Annotated in this window: 10 protein-coding genes; 5 read left to right on the top strand and 5 right to left on the bottom strand. The window is 69.8% G+C overall.

Annotated elements, in window-relative coordinates; all coding sequences use genetic code 11:
• Positions 1-64: 64 nt before the first annotated feature.
• From AC0Z36_RS21775 to AC0Z36_RS21760, 4 genes are all read right to left on the bottom strand, one after another.
• Entirely contained in the window at positions 65-997 is a 933-nt protein-coding gene (locus AC0Z36_RS21775) for a methionyl-tRNA formyltransferase (protein WP_485464676.1), read from the bottom strand.
• On the bottom strand, positions 994-1995 hold the full coding sequence (locus AC0Z36_RS21770; RefSeq protein WP_485464675.1) for a hypothetical protein: 1002 nt from the start codon (positions 1993-1995) through the stop codon (positions 994-996). Before AC0Z36_RS21770 ends, AC0Z36_RS21775 begins: the two co-directional genes overlap by 4 nt.
• On the bottom strand, positions 1992-3251 hold the full coding sequence (locus tag AC0Z36_RS21765; protein WP_485464674.1) for a nucleotide sugar dehydrogenase: 1260 nt from the start codon (positions 3249-3251) through the stop codon (positions 1992-1994). The genes AC0Z36_RS21770 and AC0Z36_RS21765 overlap by 4 nt, the downstream gene beginning before the upstream one ends.
• A gap of 189 nt (positions 3252-3440) precedes the next feature.
• On the bottom strand, positions 3441-4907 hold the full coding sequence (locus AC0Z36_RS21760) for an aldehyde dehydrogenase family protein (RefSeq protein ID WP_485464673.1): 1467 nt from the start codon (positions 4905-4907) through the stop codon (positions 3441-3443).
• Between the two features lie 350 nt (positions 4908-5257).
• Here AC0Z36_RS21760 and mfd point away from each other — a divergent pair, with 350 nt between their 5' ends.
• Positions 5258-8794 carry a transcription-repair coupling factor gene (mfd, locus tag AC0Z36_RS21755; protein WP_485464672.1) on the top strand — a complete coding sequence of 1179 codons (3537 nt, stop codon included), beginning with the start codon at positions 5258-5260 and terminating at the stop codon, positions 8792-8794.
• Between the two features lie 361 nt (positions 8795-9155).
• Here the strand turns inward: mfd and AC0Z36_RS21750 are convergent, their stop codons facing one another.
• Entirely contained in the window at positions 9156-9869 is a 714-nt protein-coding gene (locus AC0Z36_RS21750; protein WP_485464671.1) for a DUF4352 domain-containing protein, read from the bottom strand.
• Positions 9870-10152: 283 nt separating this feature from the next.
• Between AC0Z36_RS21750 and AC0Z36_RS21745 the strand changes: the two genes are divergently transcribed.
• The 4 genes from AC0Z36_RS21745 to AC0Z36_RS21730 all read left to right on the top strand — a co-directional run bounded on the left by AC0Z36_RS21745 (position 10153) and on the right by AC0Z36_RS21730 (position 15408).
• Entirely contained in the window at positions 10153-12114 is a 1962-nt protein-coding gene (locus AC0Z36_RS21745) for an N-6 DNA methylase (RefSeq protein WP_485464670.1), read from the top strand.
• A gap of 281 nt (positions 12115-12395) precedes the next feature.
• Positions 12396-13109, top strand: coding sequence for a hypothetical protein (locus AC0Z36_RS21740; RefSeq protein WP_485464669.1), 714 nt, complete (start codon positions 12396-12398; stop codon positions 13107-13109).
• Entirely contained in the window at positions 13106-14527 is a 1422-nt protein-coding gene (locus AC0Z36_RS21735) for a serine/threonine-protein kinase (protein WP_485464668.1), read from the top strand. Before AC0Z36_RS21740 ends, AC0Z36_RS21735 begins: the two co-directional genes overlap by 4 nt.
• A 233-nt stretch (positions 14528-14760) precedes the next feature.
• On the top strand, positions 14761-15408 hold the full coding sequence (locus AC0Z36_RS21730; RefSeq protein ID WP_485464667.1) for a SurA N-terminal domain-containing protein: 648 nt from the start codon (positions 14761-14763) through the stop codon (positions 15406-15408).
• The last annotated feature ends 5 nt before the right edge of the window (positions 15409-15413 follow it).

Genomic DNA, 15413 nt, shown 5'->3' with positions numbered 1-15413 from the left:
GGCGTTCGCAGCAGTTTGGGGAAAAGCGACCGGATGGCCGGGGCCGTCGGGAGGCGGCGTGTAGTCAGAGCTCGTGCAGTCGGTGGATCTCCCGCAGTACATCGGCCATGTGCAGGCCCAGGGTGGTCTTCACCGAGCGGATGACCGCCCGGGCCGGCTGTGCGGGCCCGTCGCCCAGGGCGACTTCGCGCAGCCGCAGGACACCGTCCCCGGTGAGGACGTCGACGCCGTGGTCGCTGCTGAGCACGACGCGGCCCGGGACACGGCCGGTGTAGTTCGGAGCGTCCGGCGCCGGTTCGGCCCGTAGGACGCGGAGCTGCTCCAGGTCGAGGAAGGTGAACGCCGCCGGGTAGGGCGGGCCGAGCGCGCGGATCAGCCGGTCGACGACCGCGGTGGGCTGCGTCCAGTCGATCTGGCCGTCCTGGGGGAGGCGCGTGCAGCCGTACGTGGCCTGTGATTCCTCCTGCGGCTCGCCGAGGCTGCCGGACAGTCGCCTGGCCACCGCTGCCGGAAGGAGTTCGCGCTGGCGGGAGTTCAGTTTCGCGTACAGGTCTGTGATGGTGTCCCGGGGGCCGATGCTGATGAGCTCCTGCGCGAGGATGCCGCCCGCGTCGAGGCCCGGTGCCATGTCGTGCACCGTGACGGCCGTGTGCGGATCGCCGTTGATGATCGCCCAGTTGACGTTGGCCCGCCCGCGTCCGCGTGGCAGCGGCGCGTAGTGCACATTGACGAACGGGCAGAGTTTCAGCAGTCGGTCGGGGATGATCCGGTCGTACGAGGACGTGACGACACAGTCGGGCAGCACGGAGGAGACAAGCTCCTCGACCCGACCCAGGGCGGTTTCCGGGTCGACGGGAATGCCGAGCCTGGCCGCCCGTCTGGTCGCCGCGTCGTCCCCGGGACGGACGAGGGTTACCACCTCGAACTTGTCGTGCAGGGCTTCCAGCGCGTCGAGGGTGGTCGGTCCGACGCCGATCAGCAGGATGCGGGCGGTCATGGCAGTACTTCCGGCAGCGGGTCGAGGTAGGCCAGGTCTTCGGCGGTGCGCTCGGTGCGCAAGAGCACTTCGCCGACTTTCAGCCCGCCGGCCTGGAGGCGGACGATCGGTTCGGGCCCGATGGCGGAGGGGAGCACCCCCATGTGTCCGGCGCCGGGTGCGATTTGTGGCCAGTACGGGATGCCCGCCGCGGTGAGCGCGGCGCGGTCGATGTCGCCCCAGTACTGCACCACGATGGAGCCCTTGGCCCGTTGGGCCTCCGCTGCGCCGAACACGGGTTTCCCGCGCGGGCGCTGGGCCACCAGGACGACGTCCGGCGGGCTGTCGTCGACCTCGTCCAGGCAGGAGGCGCAGGAGACTTCGGCACCGGCTGCTTCGAGCCCCCGCACGAGGTAGGGCGCGAACGGGTTGTCGCACAGCACGAGGATCTTCAGCCCGAGGACGGCGATCCCGGCGTCGCCGAGTTCTCGTACGGCCATCGGGCCCAGCTGCTCGAACACGCCCACCTTCGGGTGGCGTTCGTTGGTTCCGGCGACCTGGATTCCGTGGTGCCGCAGGGCGGCCAGGTCGAGGTCGGCGCGTTCGCGGTCGAGTTCCCAGGCCTCGAACATCAGGGGTACGACGGCGCCGGGCTTCATCCGGGCGGCGAACTCCGCGTCGATCGGCCGCAGGTGGCCGCTGTTGGTGACGATGTCGGCCTTGCCGATCGGGGCTTCGTCCAGACCGCCGATGAACGAGATCTGCTTGTCGACACCGGCGATCCTGTACAACTCGTCGTGGAATCGGCCTACTTCAGCGACTGACCCGTAGCGGGTATCGCGGGCGTGGACCATGACCCACCGGGCTCCGGCGAGGGCCGCGATGACGGGAGTGACCGCGTACGCGCCGGTGGCGCCTTCGGTCAGGACGGTGCGCCCCGACAGGTCGAGGTCCATCTCCTCGACCGCCCGGCGGGCGAGCCGGACCAGCCGCTCTGGGGCGAATCCCGGTCTGTTCACAGCGCCTCCACGTTGGAGCCGGGGTCCAGGACCCGACGGGTGTCGAGGATGAACGCGGCGTGTTCCCGTACGAGATCGAAATCGGTGTCGTCGTGGTCTACGAGGACGACCACCGCGTCGGATTCCCGTACGACGTCTTCGGTCAGGTCGACCCGCTTGAGCCGGGAGTCCAGCAGCTGGCCCGGGTCCACGTGCGGGTCCACCGCGCTGACCTCGGCGCCGAGCGCGAGCAGCAGCCGGGCGATGTGCACGGACGGTGATTCGCGGGCGTCGCCGGTGTTCTTCTTGTAGGCCAGGCCGAGCAGCAGCACCTTCGAGCCGTTGACTGACTTGCGCCGCTCGTTGAACGCGGCGGTAAGTCTCCGTACGACGTAGTCGGGCATGTGGTTGTTGACGTCGTTGGCCAGCTCGACGAAGCGGAACGACTGCCCCAGGGTGCGCTGCACCCGCCACGACAGGTAGGACGGGTCGATGGGCAGGCAGTGCCCGCCGACGCCGGGGCCCGGCGTGAAGCGCATGAACCCGAAGGGCTTCGTCGAGCAGGCGTCTATCGCCTCCCACACGTCGATGCCCAAGTCGTGGGCGAACATGGCGACTTCGTTGATCAGTGCGATGTTGACGTGCCGGAAGGTGTTCTCGATGAGCTTGGTCAGCTCGGCTTCCTTGGTGCTGCTGACCGGCACGGTGCGGTCGATCAGCGAGCTGTAGAAGCCGTCGACGGCCTTGAGGGACTCCGCGTCTGTCCCAGAGACGACCTTGGGGGTGTTCACCAGGTTGTACACCGGGTTGCCCGGGTCGATGCGCTCGGGGCTGTAGCCGAGGTGGAAGTCCTGACCCACAGTCAGCCCTGAGCCCTCTTCGAGGATCGGGCCCACCAGCTCCTCGGTCGTGCCCGGGTAGGTGGTCGATTCGAGGACCACCGTCGCACCGGGCCGCAGGTAGCGGGACAGGGTGCGGGCCGACTCCTCGATGTAGGAGAGGTCCGGCACGCCTTCGCGCAACGGTGTCGGCACGGTGATCACCGCGATGTCGAACCCGCCGAGGTCCCGTGGTTCGTCGGTGGGACGGTAGCGACCGGCGTCCAGGATCTCCCGGACCTTCGCGGCCGGGATGTCCTCGACGTAGGACTCCCCGGCGGCGAGCTTCTTGATCCGCGCGGAGTCGACGTCGAACCCGACCACATCGTGCCCGACTTCAGCCGCCCGGACCGCGAGCGGCAGTCCCACATAGCCCTGACCGGCGATGACAACCCGCATGACCGTGAACCCCCTGCTTGCCGACGGCAATCCCCCCGGATCGCAGGGGAAACGCTATGCGAGGCGGACGCGGCGTGGGGGCGGAATCTGCGAACAGGTCAGGGGAAGGCCGAAAGCCCCGGCTCGCCGGGGCTTTCAGGATGTTTCAAGGGTGCGGGCCGGACGGGATGTCCGGACTGAACGCAGTGCTCAGGCCGACCACACCAGCGACTGCATCTCCGTGTACGCGTGCATCGCGTACGAGCCGCAGTCGCGGCCGACGCCCGACAGCTTGAAGCCGCCGAAGGGCGCCTCCATGTGACGGCCCATCGTGTTGATGGACACGCCGCCGGACTCCAACTGCCCGGCGACCTTGAAGGCGCGGGTCGTGTCACCGGAGAACACGTAGCTGATCAGGCCGTAGTCGGAGTCGTTGGCGATCGCGACCGCGTCGTTGTCGTCCCCGTCGAACGGGATGACCGTGACGACCGGGCCGAAGAACTCCTCGCGGGCGATGGTCATCTTGTTGGTGGCGTCGGCGAACAGGGTGGGCTCGATGAAGAAGCCCTTCTCCAGTTCCTTGGGCCGGCCGCCGCCGGTGACCAGGCGGGCGCCCTCTTCGATGCCCGTGGCGATCAGCGCCTCGATGCGGCCCCGCTGGACGGCCGAGATGACCGGGCCGACCTGCGTCTCTTTGTCGGCGGGGTCGCCGACCTTGAGGGACGAAGCGTACTCGGCGAGCTTGGCCACCAACTCGTCGTAGATGCCGCGCTGCGCGATGACCCGGGTCGGGGCGGTGCAGATCTGGCCGGAGTAGAAGCTCCAGACCGAGCCGATGCCCGCGACGGCCGCGTCGACGTCCGCGTCGTCGAAGACGATGCAGGCGCCCTTGCCGCCGAGCTCCATGAGCTGGCGTTTCATGCCGCGCCCGGCGACCTCGGCGATCCGCTGGCCGACGGTGGTCGAGCCGGTGAACGACACCATGTTCACCTCGGGCGCGTCCACGACGGCCTGACCGACCTCGACGCCCGACCCGGTGATCACGTTGAAGACCCCGGCCGGGAGGCCGGCCTGCTCCAGTGCGTTGGCCATCTTGAAGACGCCCAGCGGGTCCTGCGGGGCGGGCTTCACGATGACGGTGTTGCCCATGGCGAGCGCGGGCGCGACCTTGCCCGCGGTGTTCGCCAGGGGGTTGTTGTACGAGGTGATGCAGGTGACCACACCGACCGGGCGGCGCACTGCCACCGCGCTGAACAGTCCGGCCTTGGACAGCGGCGTGTCCGGGGTGGCCTGCGGCGGCAGCGCCGTCTCGACCGGCTCGGTCGCGCCCTTCGCGTAGCGCTTGAACCGGGACCAGGTCGTGCCGACGTGCATGCCGAACGCGACGGCGGTGGTCGCGCCGGTCTCCGCGACGGTCAGCTCGACGATGCCGTCCTGGGCGAACATGAGGTCCGCGGCCTTGTCGAGGATCTTCGCGCGCTCCTCCGGGGACGTGCGGGACCAGCCGGGGAGGGCGGCCTTGGCAGCCTTGGCGGCGGCGTACGCCTGGGCGACGGACGCCTCCGGGGCGAGGCCCACGACCTCTTCAGTCGCCGGGTTGATGACCTCGTAGTAGCCGTTCTCCGGCTCGACCCATGCGCCGTTGATGTAGAGATTCTGCTGCTTCGGGCTGCTCATGCTGTCCGTCTTCTCCCCTGGATCCTGGTCCGACGCGCCTGGGTGCGGTGGACCTGGGTGCGATGGGCCCGGGTGCAGTGCGCCTGAGTGCGACCTGCGAATCCGACGACCCGTCAGATTTCTGCGGATCCCATTGGACCCCGTACTACCTGCGTTGCCAAGGGGACCGCTGGTAGAGCGGCGCGGGTCACACTGCCGACGGCGGCGCCGGGCGAGGGGCGGCTGTCGGGCCCCCGGCGTAGGCTGGAACACGTACCCCGGGTCTTTACAGATTCGGGGCAGTTTGTGTTGGCCGCGCGGTGTCTTGCCCAGCGCTGTGCGTGGCCCTGCTGCGGAGGATCAAAGCACTGATGAGTCTGACCGGTCTGCTTGATGTCCTGCTCGACGATCCCGCGTTGGCCCAGGGGGTGCGCACAGCGGCCGCGGGGGAGCCGGACTCGCGCCTTGAGCTCGTCGGCCCCCCGTCCCTGCGGCCCTTTGTCGTCGCCGCGCTCGCGGCCAAGGCCGAACGGCCCGTCCTGGCGGTCACCGCCACCGGACGGGAGGCCGAGGACCTCGTCGCGGCCCTCGCCTCGTTCCTGCCGGCCGACTCCGTGGTGGAGTTCCCGTCCTGGGAGACGCTGCCGCACGAGCGCCTGTCGCCCCGCTCGGACACCGTCGGACGGCGCATCGCCGTGCTGCGCCGCCTGGCGCACCCCACCGCCGACGGCGGGGAGACCGGCGCGGTCAAGGTTGTCGTCGCGCCGATCCGCTCTGTGCTCCAGCCGCAGGTCAAAGGACTGGGCGACCTCATCCCTGTGGCCTTGCAACGGGGGGCTTCGGTCGGTCTCGAAGCCACCGTCGAGGCGCTGGCGGCGGCCGCGTACTCCCGCGTCGACCTGGTCGAGAAGCGCGGCGACTTCGCCGTCCGCGGCGGCATCCTCGACGTTTTCCCGCCCACCGAGGAGCACCCGCTGCGGGTGGAGTTCTGGGGCGACGACGTCGAGGAGATCCGCTACTTCAAGGTCGCCGACCAGCGGTCCCTCGAAGTGGCGCCGCACGGTCTGTGGGCACCCCCGTGCCGGGAGCTGCTGCTGACCGACGACGTTCGGGAGCGGGCCCGCAAACTCCTGGAGCTGCACCCCAACCTCGCCGACATGCTCGACCGGATCGCCGAGGGCATCGCGGTGGAGGGCATGGAGTCCCTGGCCCCGGTGCTCGTCGACGACATGGAGCTGCTGATCGACGTGCTCCCGGCCGGCAGCCACGTGCTGGTGTGCGACCCGGAGCGGGTGCGCACCCGCGCCTCCGACCTGGTGGCCACCAGCCGCGAGTTCCTGGAGGCGTCCTGGGCGGCCGCCGCCGGTGGTGGCCAGAGCCCCGTCGACCTCGACGCCGCGTCGCTGTGGTCCTTGGCCTCCGTACGGGAGCACTCCGCGGAAATCGGCGTCCCGTGGTGGTCGCTGAGCCCCTTCGGTGAGGGTGTCGACGCCGCTGACCTGACCATCGGGGCGCAGGTGGTCCCCACCTACCGCGGTGACCAGCCGCGGGTCCTGACCGACATCCGCGGGCGCCTCGCCGACGGGTGGCGGGTCGTGGTGGTCACGGAGGGCGCCGGAACGGCGCAACGGTACGGAGAACTCCTGGGCAACGAAGGCATCGCGGCGCGCTGTGTGCCCGACCTGGTGTCGGTCCCTGAGCCGGGCGTCGTCCACGTGACGACCGGGGTGATCGACAACGGCTTCATCTCGGAGTCGCTGAAGACGTTCGTGGTGACCGAGTCGGACATCTCGGGGCAGCGCAGTTCCACCAAGGACATGCGCAAGATGCCGTCGAAGCGGCGCAACGTGGTGGATCCGCTGGCGCTCAAGCAGGGCGACTTCGTGGTGCACGAGCAGCACGGTGTCGGCAAGTACATCGAGATGGTGCAGCGCACGGTGAGCGGCGCTCAGCGCGAATATCTGCTGCTCGAATACGCACCGGCGAAGAAGGGCCACCCGGGGGACCGGCTGTTCGTGCCCACGGACCAACTGGAGCAGGTGACGAAGTACGTCGGCGGCGAGGCCCCGACGCTGCACCGGCTGGGCGGCGCGGACTGGGCGAAGACGAAGGCGAAGGCGAAGAAGGCGGTCAAGGTCATCGCCGGTGACCTGATCAAGCTGTATTCCGCGCGGATGGCCGCGCCCGGGTACGCGTTCGGGCCGGACACTCCGTGGCAGCAGGAACTGGAGGACGCGTTCCCGTTCGTGGAGACGCCCGACCAGCTGTCGACCATCGCCGAGGTCAAGCAGGACATGGAGAAGGGTTATCCGATGGACCGCCTGGTGTGCGGTGACGTCGGCTACGGCAAGACTGAGATCGCCGTACGGGCGGCGTTCAAGGCGGTGCAGGACGGCAAGCAGGTGGCGGTGCTCGTGCCGACGACGCTGCTCGTCCAGCAGCACTTCTCGACGTTCACCGAGCGCTACGCGCAGTTCCCGGTGAACGTTCGGGCGCTGTCCCGGTTCCAGACGGACACCGAGGCCAAGGCCGCCCTGGAGGGCATCGCCGAAGGGTCCGTCGACGTCATCATCGGAACGCACCGGCTGTTCTCGAAGGAGACCAGGTTCAAGGACCTGGGGCTGGTCATCGTCGACGAGGAGCAGCGGTTCGGTGTCGAGCACAAGGAGCAGCTCAAGCAGTTGCGGGCCAACGTGGACGTGCTGACGATGTCCGCGACGCCGATCCCCCGCACGCTGGAGATGGCGGTGACCGGCATCCGGGAGATGTCGACGATCACCACGCCGCCGGAGGAGCGGCACCCGGTGCTGACCTTCGTCGGTCCGTACGAAGAGCGCCAGATCGCCGCGGCCATCCGCCGGGAGCTGCTGCGGGAGGGGCAGACCTTCTACATCCACAACCGGGTGGAGTCGATCGACCGGGCGGCGGCGAAGATCCGCGAGTTGGTGCCCGAGGCGCGGGTCGCCGTCGCACACGGGCAGATGAACGAGCACGCGCTGGAACAGATCGTGGTCGATTTCTGGGAGAAGCGGTTCGACGTGCTGGTGTGCACGACGATCGTCGAGTCCGGCATCGACATCTCGAACGCGAACACACTGGTCGTGGAGCGTGCCGACAACTTCGGCCTGTCGCAACTGCACCAGCTGCGCGGCCGGGTGGGCCGGGGCCGGGAGCGGGCGTACGCCTACTTCCTCTACCCGCCGGAGAAACCGCTGACGGAGACGGCGCACGAGCGGCTCGCGACGATCGCCCAGCACACCGAGATGGGCGCGGGCATGTACGTGGCGATGAAGGACCTGGAGATCCGCGGCGCGGGCAACATGCTCGGCGGGGAGCAGTCGGGGCACATCCAGGGCGTCGGCTTCGACCTCTACATGCGGATGGTCGGCGAGGCGGTGAACCAGTACAAAGAGGCCGCCGCCGGGATCGACGCGGTGGAGGAGTACGCGGACGTCAAGGTCGAACTGCCGATCGACGCGCACATCCCGCACGACTACGTGCCGGGGGAGCGGCTGCGCCTTGAGGCCTACAAGCGGATCGCGGGGATCACCGAGGAAGAGCAGGTCCCGGCGGTGCGTGAGGAACTGCTCGACCGGTACGGCAAGTTGCCGGTCGAGGTGGAGAACCTGCTGTCCGTCGCGCTGTTCCGGGCGCACGCCCGCAAGGCCGGGCTGCGCGAGGTGCTGCTGCAGGGCAACTATGTGCGCTTCGCGCCGGTGGACCTGCGCGAGTCGCAGGAGATGAAGCTTCAGCGGCTCTACCCCAAGACTCTGGTGAAGGCGTCGGCGGAGCAGATCCTCGTACCCAAGCCGATGACGGCGCGCATCGGTGGCAAGCCGCTGCGGGACGCGGCGGCGCTGGACTGGGCGTGGAAGCTGATCGACGGCGTGCTGGACCCGGTCAAGTAGCCGGCCGGGACTCCGCTGGAACACAGCAAGGGCGCTCATCCTCCCCCACCGGGTGATGAGCGCCCTTGCTGTCGTCAGGTGGTCCTGTCGGCCGACGTCCTCATTGCCGGCCAGGCCATTGTCCTTGTCGAGGACCTGGATGTAGGTGATCTTGAGGGTCTTGTGGTCCTCGACCCACTGCTTGACTTCCTGGGTGATGGACGTGGCGGTTTCTGTGCTGCTGTCGCCGCCCGGCAGTGTGGTGTTGACGGTGACCTCGTAGTCGGTGGAGCCGCTGACTGTCCTGGCCGCGCGGACCTCGGTGACCTTCGAGCCGTTTGCGGTCGCCTTCAGCGCGGCCTGGAGGTCTGCGGCGAGCCGGCTATTCGCTGAGCTCGACCGTGGCCTTGCCGTCGGAGAACAGGCCCGGCTTGAACGCCAGTTTGAGGCCGGTCTCGTCCTTGGGGACTTCGAAGACCACGGTGCCGCGACGGGATTCGCCGGGTGTGACGGTTCCGTCGGGCTGCTTCTGCGCGCTCTCGGCGGTGATGGTGATGTTGTAGGTCCGGTTCTTTGAGTCCTTCAGGTCCAGCGCGAGGATCGTGGAGAAGCTCTCGCTCTTCGTGCCGTTGTTGGTGACCTCAAGATCCACCGCCACCCAGCGGTTGGCGTCCTTCGGTTTGATGAAGTTGTTGGTCGGCGTCAACGGGTCGGTCACCTCGTGGACGGTGAACTGCCAGTCCTTGAGCTTGATCTGGTCGCCGACCTTGAAATTCTCCTCAGCCGGCTTCTTGGTGCCGGTGGCCTTCCGGGCCGCGGAATCATCGGCGGGCTTGTCGGCGGGCTTGGCGGAAGTGCTGCTGTCCACGGACTGGGCGGTGCTCGGAGCCACCTTCGTCGGCTTGTCCTTGTCGCCTCCGCCGCTCACCGCGGCTCCGATGGCGCAGGCCAGGAAGAACGCGCCGACACCGGTCATGATCTTGTGCCGGGAGAACCAGCTGCCCCTGGGCGGCTGCGGTGCCGGCTGCATGCCGTACGGGGGGTTGTACTGGCCCTCGGGATGGCCGGACGGCGGCTGCGGGAGGTGCTGCGACATGGAGAAGACCCCTTCGGGATGCCGGTGGTCCGGCGCGGAGGAACTCGGTGGCTGCGGACCGGAGGAAGAGAATGAGAGCTGCCGCCTTCCGGCAGGCGAGCCCTTGTTCGTCCGTGGATTCATCACAACAGATATTGTGAACGCTGTCAACAGTATGAAATTTGCCAACTCAAGTCTACGAGTGTGAATGCGTCCGTGTTGTAGTGTTTTTGTGTATGTGGTTACTCGGCGCCTGACGGCTCGTTGTGAACCGCGCCGACAGGTACCAGGAGGGGTGGAGAACATGACGGAGCAGATGCCGGAGATGACGGCGGAGGTCACCGCGGCTGAGATCGCCCGACTGGCCGGGGTGGGGCGCGCCGCAGTGAGCAACTGGCGTCGCCGACATGGAGACTTCCCCAAGCCGAGCGGTGGCACGGAGACCAGCCCGACCTTCGCGCTCTTCGACGTGGAGGCGTGGCTGCGCTCCCAGGGGAAGATCGCCGAAGTGTCCGCGGCGGACCGCGCCTGGCAGCGGATGGAACTGCAACGGGACGAACCCGGAGGTGTGCTGTCCGCGCTGACCGCAGCCGGAGAAGCCCTGCTCAACCGGCTCAGGCACCCGAAGAAGAGCACGCCCGCCGACGCCCTGACCGAGGCTGTGAACACCCTCGCCGCGCAGACCGGGCCCGTTGCGGCCTTCGAACATCTCCTCGGCCGCTATACGGACGGCAACCCGCGCGGTTTCACCCCCACCCCGGCACCACTCGCCGCGCTGATGGCCGACCTCGCCCTCGCCGCGCACCCGAAGCCCGCCGCGGTGCTCGACCCGGCGGCCGGCCTGGGCACCCTCCTGCGCGCCGTGCCCGAAGCGGCCACCCTGCACGGCCAGGAGACCGACCCCGACCTCGCCCGCCTCGCACAACTGCGCTTCGCCCTGCACGCCTTCAGCGCGGGCGGGGCCGCCGCCGGGCCCGCCGCCGAGATCCGCACGGGCGACGCCCTGCGCGCGGACGCCTTCGGTGACCGTACGGCCGACATCGTGCTCACCCACCCCCCGCACAACGAACGCGCCTGGGGCTACGAGGACCTGGCGTACGACCCACGTTGGGAGTACGGCCTGCCGCCGCGCACCGAGAGCGAACTAGCCTGGGTGCAGCACGCGTTGGCGCACCTGAAACCCGGCGGCACCGCCGTGGTCGTGATGCCCCCCGCCGCGGCGTCCCGCCGGTCAGGCCGCCGCATCCGCGCCGAACTGCTGCGCCGCGGGTCACTGCGCGCCGTGGTCGCGCTGCCCGCCGGAGTCGCCGCGCCGTACGGCATCCCCCTCTACCTGTGGGTGCTGCGCCGCCCGGTACAGACCGAGTCCGTGCCCGCAGACGTCCTGCTGATCGATGCGGAAGCAGCGATCGGCACCCGGTTCGACGGTGACTGGGCTGTGCTCGGCGCGACTGTGCTCGACCCCTGGTACGCCTACCTTTCGGGCGGCGACGCAGCCCGGCCCGGAGTCAGCAGCGCGGTGCCGGTCATCGACCTGCTCGACGACGAAGTCGACCTCGCACCCGCGCACCATCACCCCGTACCGACCGGGACCGACGCCGCCGGGCAACTCCAGGACACGGTCAGGCGCACCCGCGACGCCATCGCGGCACTGGGGGAGTTCACCCCGCCGCTCGCACAGCCGGTGGACCCGGAGCGGTACCGCCCGTCCACCACCGTCGGCGAGCTCATCCGCTCCGGCGCGCTCACGGTCCCCGCGTCCGGAGGCCCGGTCGACGGTTCCGTACGGGTCTTCACCGAACAGGACGTCCTCCAGGGCGCCGCGCCCTCCGGAGCCCCGGCCGGGGACGAGGCCGACAAGCCGGTGCTGCTCGCAGCCGGCGACGTGGTGCTGCCCGGGTCCGCCCGCACCCCCGTCGCCCGGGTCGTCGGCCCGGCGGAGGCGGGCGCGGTCCTGGGCCGCGGGCTGCACGTACTGCGCCCGGACAGCGCCGCGGTCGACCCGTACTTCCTGGCCGGGATCCTGCGCAGCACCACCGTGCACCGCAACGCCGGGAGCCGCACCTCCACGGTGCTGCGCCTCGACGTGCGGCGCGTCCAGGTGCCGCGGTTGCCGCTGCCCGAACAGCAGCGGTACGGACGGCTGTTCCGGCAGTTGTCCGATTTTGAGGCCATGCTGCGCACGGTGGCCGAGGCCGGCTCGGGGCTGGTCCGGGGGCTGACCGACGCGTTGGCGGACGGCACCCTGGAGCCGGGCGGGAGCTGAGGCGCACACCCGGAAACTTGCGTGGACAAATACTGGTACGGGCCTACAAAGCGGCTTGAAAGCGCAACACTGGGCCCGTCGGGTTCGCCGGAGAAGATCGTTTCTTCTGGCGTTGTGGCGTACAACGGTGACATCCTGACCGGAGCGGGGACCAGGCTTCGGGTGATCCGGTCCACGCCGGCAAGACGCGCGCGGGGGTGCGCGGTTCGGTCCCCCGGGTGGTGTCACCAGTCGTGCCGCGCACTCCGCGGTGCGTTCGTTTTTCTTCTCCGAGGAGTTCCATGTCCGGTATGTCACCCGGCATGCCGAAGCCGCCGGCATCCGGCGGCGGGGCCCGGATGTGGGGCGCGCGGGTGGGGTGGGCCGTCTTCGGGTTCTGCACGTTCGGGATCCTCGCCTTCGTCGCCCCGCTGTGGCGGGCGATCCGACGGCGGACCGCATTCGACTGGCTCGTCTTCGTCGGCTTCGCGGCGGCTGAAGTCCTCTTCTGGGTCCTGGTCACGACCCAGGACGGCGGAAAGAACGCGAAGGGCGAGGACACCATCACCACCAGCGCAGCGGTGATTCTCCTTCTCCTGATACTGGCGGGTGTCGTCTACCCGTTCGTGATCGAGCGCATCGACACGGCCGTCAACGGTCCGCGCCCCGGCGCGGTGCCGCACCCTTACGCCCAAGCGCCGACGCGCACCGCGTACGGACAACAGCAGACCTACCCGCAGTACTCCCAGCAGCCGGTCTACCGGCAGCCGACACTTCCCGTGCCGAACCCGTGGAGCACGCCGCCCGCGCAGCAGCCCCAGCCCCAATCGCAACAGCCCCAATCGCAGCAGTCCCGGCCGGCGGTCGAGCCCCCGGTCCACGACGCACCCACCGAACCCGCCGGGCCGCGCACCCCCGACCGGCGGCGGGAAGTCGACCGGATCCGTGCCGAGATGGCCGCGTTCAACGACCAGCTGCGCCGCCCGGACGAGCCCGGACGATCGGACCGCGGGTGACCGCCGCCGGCCGCCTCATCGCCGGCCGCTACGAGCTCACCTCCATGCTCGGCCGCGGCGGCATGGGCGAAGTGTGGCAGGCCCGCGACCGCGGCCTGGACCGGGCCGTCGCGGTCAAACTGATGCGCACCGAACTCCTGGCCGACAGCCGGGACGACGCCGCCCGGCTGCGGCTGGTCCGCCGCTTCGAACGCGAATGCCGCACGACTGCCAGCCTGGACCACCCGGGCCTGGTCACCGTGTACGACGCCGGGACCGACCGCACCGAGCTGTACCTGGTCATGCAGTACGTCGAAGGCATGAACCTGGGCGACCTGATCGCCGAGCACGAACCCATGCCCTGGGAGTGGGCGGTGGCCGTGGCCGCGCAGACCGCGTCCGCGCTCGCCGTCGTGCACGCGGCGCGGGTCGTCCACCGCGACCTCAAACCCGGCAACGTGATGGTCCGCGCCGACGGCCGCACCACCCTGCTCGACCTCGGCATCGCCGCCGTACTCGAACTCCAGGACACCCGGCTCACCCACAGCGGGGAGACCCCCGGCACCCCCGCGTACATGGCCCCCGAACAAGCCCTGCACGGGACCGTCGAACCGGCCGGCGACCTCTACGCCCTCGGCGTCCTCATCCACGAGATGCTCACCGGCGCACCCACCTTCACCGGCCCCACCCCGCTCGCCGTCCTGCACCGGCACCTGGCCGACGCCCCGGCACCACTGCGCTCACTGCGCCCGGACGTGCCCGAAGCGCTGGAGGTCCTCGTCCTGGACCTGCTCGCCAAGAAGCCCGAGGAGCGCCCGGAGCACGCGCAGGAAGTGTTCGGGCGGCTGGTGCGGCTGCTGCCCCAGGACCGGCACGCGGGAGCGGCCGATCACGGGCCTGGTTCCCCGTACGACCCGACCCGTCCTTTCCGCCACCCGATGGCGCCGCCGACGGCACTGCCGACCTCGCAGTCGGCGTTCCCGGTGCGCGCCCGGACGGTCCGGCCGCCCGCCGCGCAGTCCTCCGTACAGCCGTCGGCGTTCCCGGTGCGCCCGCAGACCCCGCCGCCGGGGCCGATGACGATCCCGCCGCCGCCCGTCCGGCGCGACCCGGTGGAGGCGATCGCAGCGGCCGTGGAGCAGGCCTCCGGACTGCTCGACGACGGTGACTTCACCCGCGCGGTGGGCGTCCTGCGCGACGCCCTGCCGCAGGCCGCCGGACGCCTGGGCGACAGCGACCCGCGGGTGCTGATGCTGCGGCGGCAGTACGCGCAGACCCTCCTGATGGACGGGAAGTACATCGAGGCGCTGCCCGAACTGCGCCGGCTGGCCGAGAAGGCGGCTGCGGCGCACGGCGGCGAATCGACCCAGGCCCGGGAGTACCAGGCCCGGATCGACCACTGTCTCGAACAGATCAACCGTAGCCAGTACCGGGCCTGATTGTTCGTCATGTGGCGTCCGGGTGCCCCGTTTCCGACGGGTCCCGACCGGTTGCGACCGGTTTTCACAGCTGAGTCTTCGAAAAGAAGATCAGTCAAACTTGCGTAAGTTGCGGCGGCCGGAGCGTGCCCGGCCGTATCGTCGGTCGTTGGTCCAGTACCGGTGGCTGTGCTGATTTCGGCCGTGCCGTATGTGAACACAGTGTTGATTCCTAGGCGCATAGGAGACTCCGAGTGAGCCGCACGTCGCGAACCAGCTCGATGAGGATGGCCGCCGTCGCGGCGGTGACGCTGGCCGCGGCAGTGCCACTGCTCACCGGCTGCGACACCACCAAGGCCGGTGCCGCGGCCGTCGTGGACGGCGACCGCATCACCATCTCCGCGCTCAACACCCAGGTCGAACGCGTTGTCGACGCACAGGCGGGCGCCGCGGCCCCGAACGCCCAGCCGCGCACCCGGGAGCAGGTCGCCCAGCAGCAGCTCGCCACAATCCTGGAGGACCGGGTCGTCGACGAGGCGGCCCGTCGCGCGGGCGTCGGTGTGACGGCCACCGAGGTCGCCGACCGCAGACATCAGGTCGAAAAGCGGATCGGCGGCCCCGCCAAGATGGCTCAGGCCGCCGCCGCCGACGGCATCGCGCCCAGTGCGCTGGACACCTTCCTGCGTCAGATCATCCTGCGCGAAAAACTGCTGGCGGCCCGGGGCGTCGACCCGGCCGCTCCGCAGGCCGCCGAGGCCTACGGCATGCTCCTCAGCGACACGGCCAAGGACATGCGTGTCACGGTCAACCCGCGCTACGGCTCCTGGGATGCGAAGAACGCGGCGGTCAACACGGTCACGTACCCGTGGCTGACGACCAGGACCGCAGCCGTCCCCGGCTGACAAGA

The organism is Kitasatospora sp. UYEF31, from assembly GCF_057291755.1.
This window is presented reverse-complemented; position numbering and strand designations above follow the sequence as displayed.

What these genes read in the sequence shown, in the direction of transcription:
- AC0Z36_RS21775 (WP_485464676.1), bottom strand. Translation starts at nt 997, where the DNA reads ATGACCGCCCGCATCCTGCTGATCGGCGTCGGACCGACCACCCTCGAC.
- AC0Z36_RS21765 (WP_485464674.1), bottom strand. Translation starts at nt 3,251, where the DNA reads ATGCGGGTTGTCATCGCCGGTCAGGGCTATGTGGGACTGCCGCTCGCG.
- AC0Z36_RS21760 (WP_485464673.1), bottom strand. Translation starts at nt 4,907, where the DNA reads ATGAGCAGCCCGAAGCAGCAGAATCTCTACATCAACGGCGCATGGGTC.
- mfd (WP_485464672.1), top strand. Translation starts at nt 5,258, where the DNA reads ATGAGTCTGACCGGTCTGCTTGATGTCCTGCTCGACGATCCCGCGTTG.
- AC0Z36_RS21750 (WP_485464671.1), bottom strand. Translation starts at nt 9,869, where the DNA reads ATGTCGCAGCACCTCCCGCAGCCGCCGTCCGGCCATCCCGAGGGCCAG.
- AC0Z36_RS21745 (WP_485464670.1), top strand. Translation starts at nt 10,153, where the DNA reads ATGACGGAGCAGATGCCGGAGATGACGGCGGAGGTCACCGCGGCTGAG.
- AC0Z36_RS21740 (WP_485464669.1), top strand. Translation starts at nt 12,396, where the DNA reads ATGTCCGGTATGTCACCCGGCATGCCGAAGCCGCCGGCATCCGGCGGC.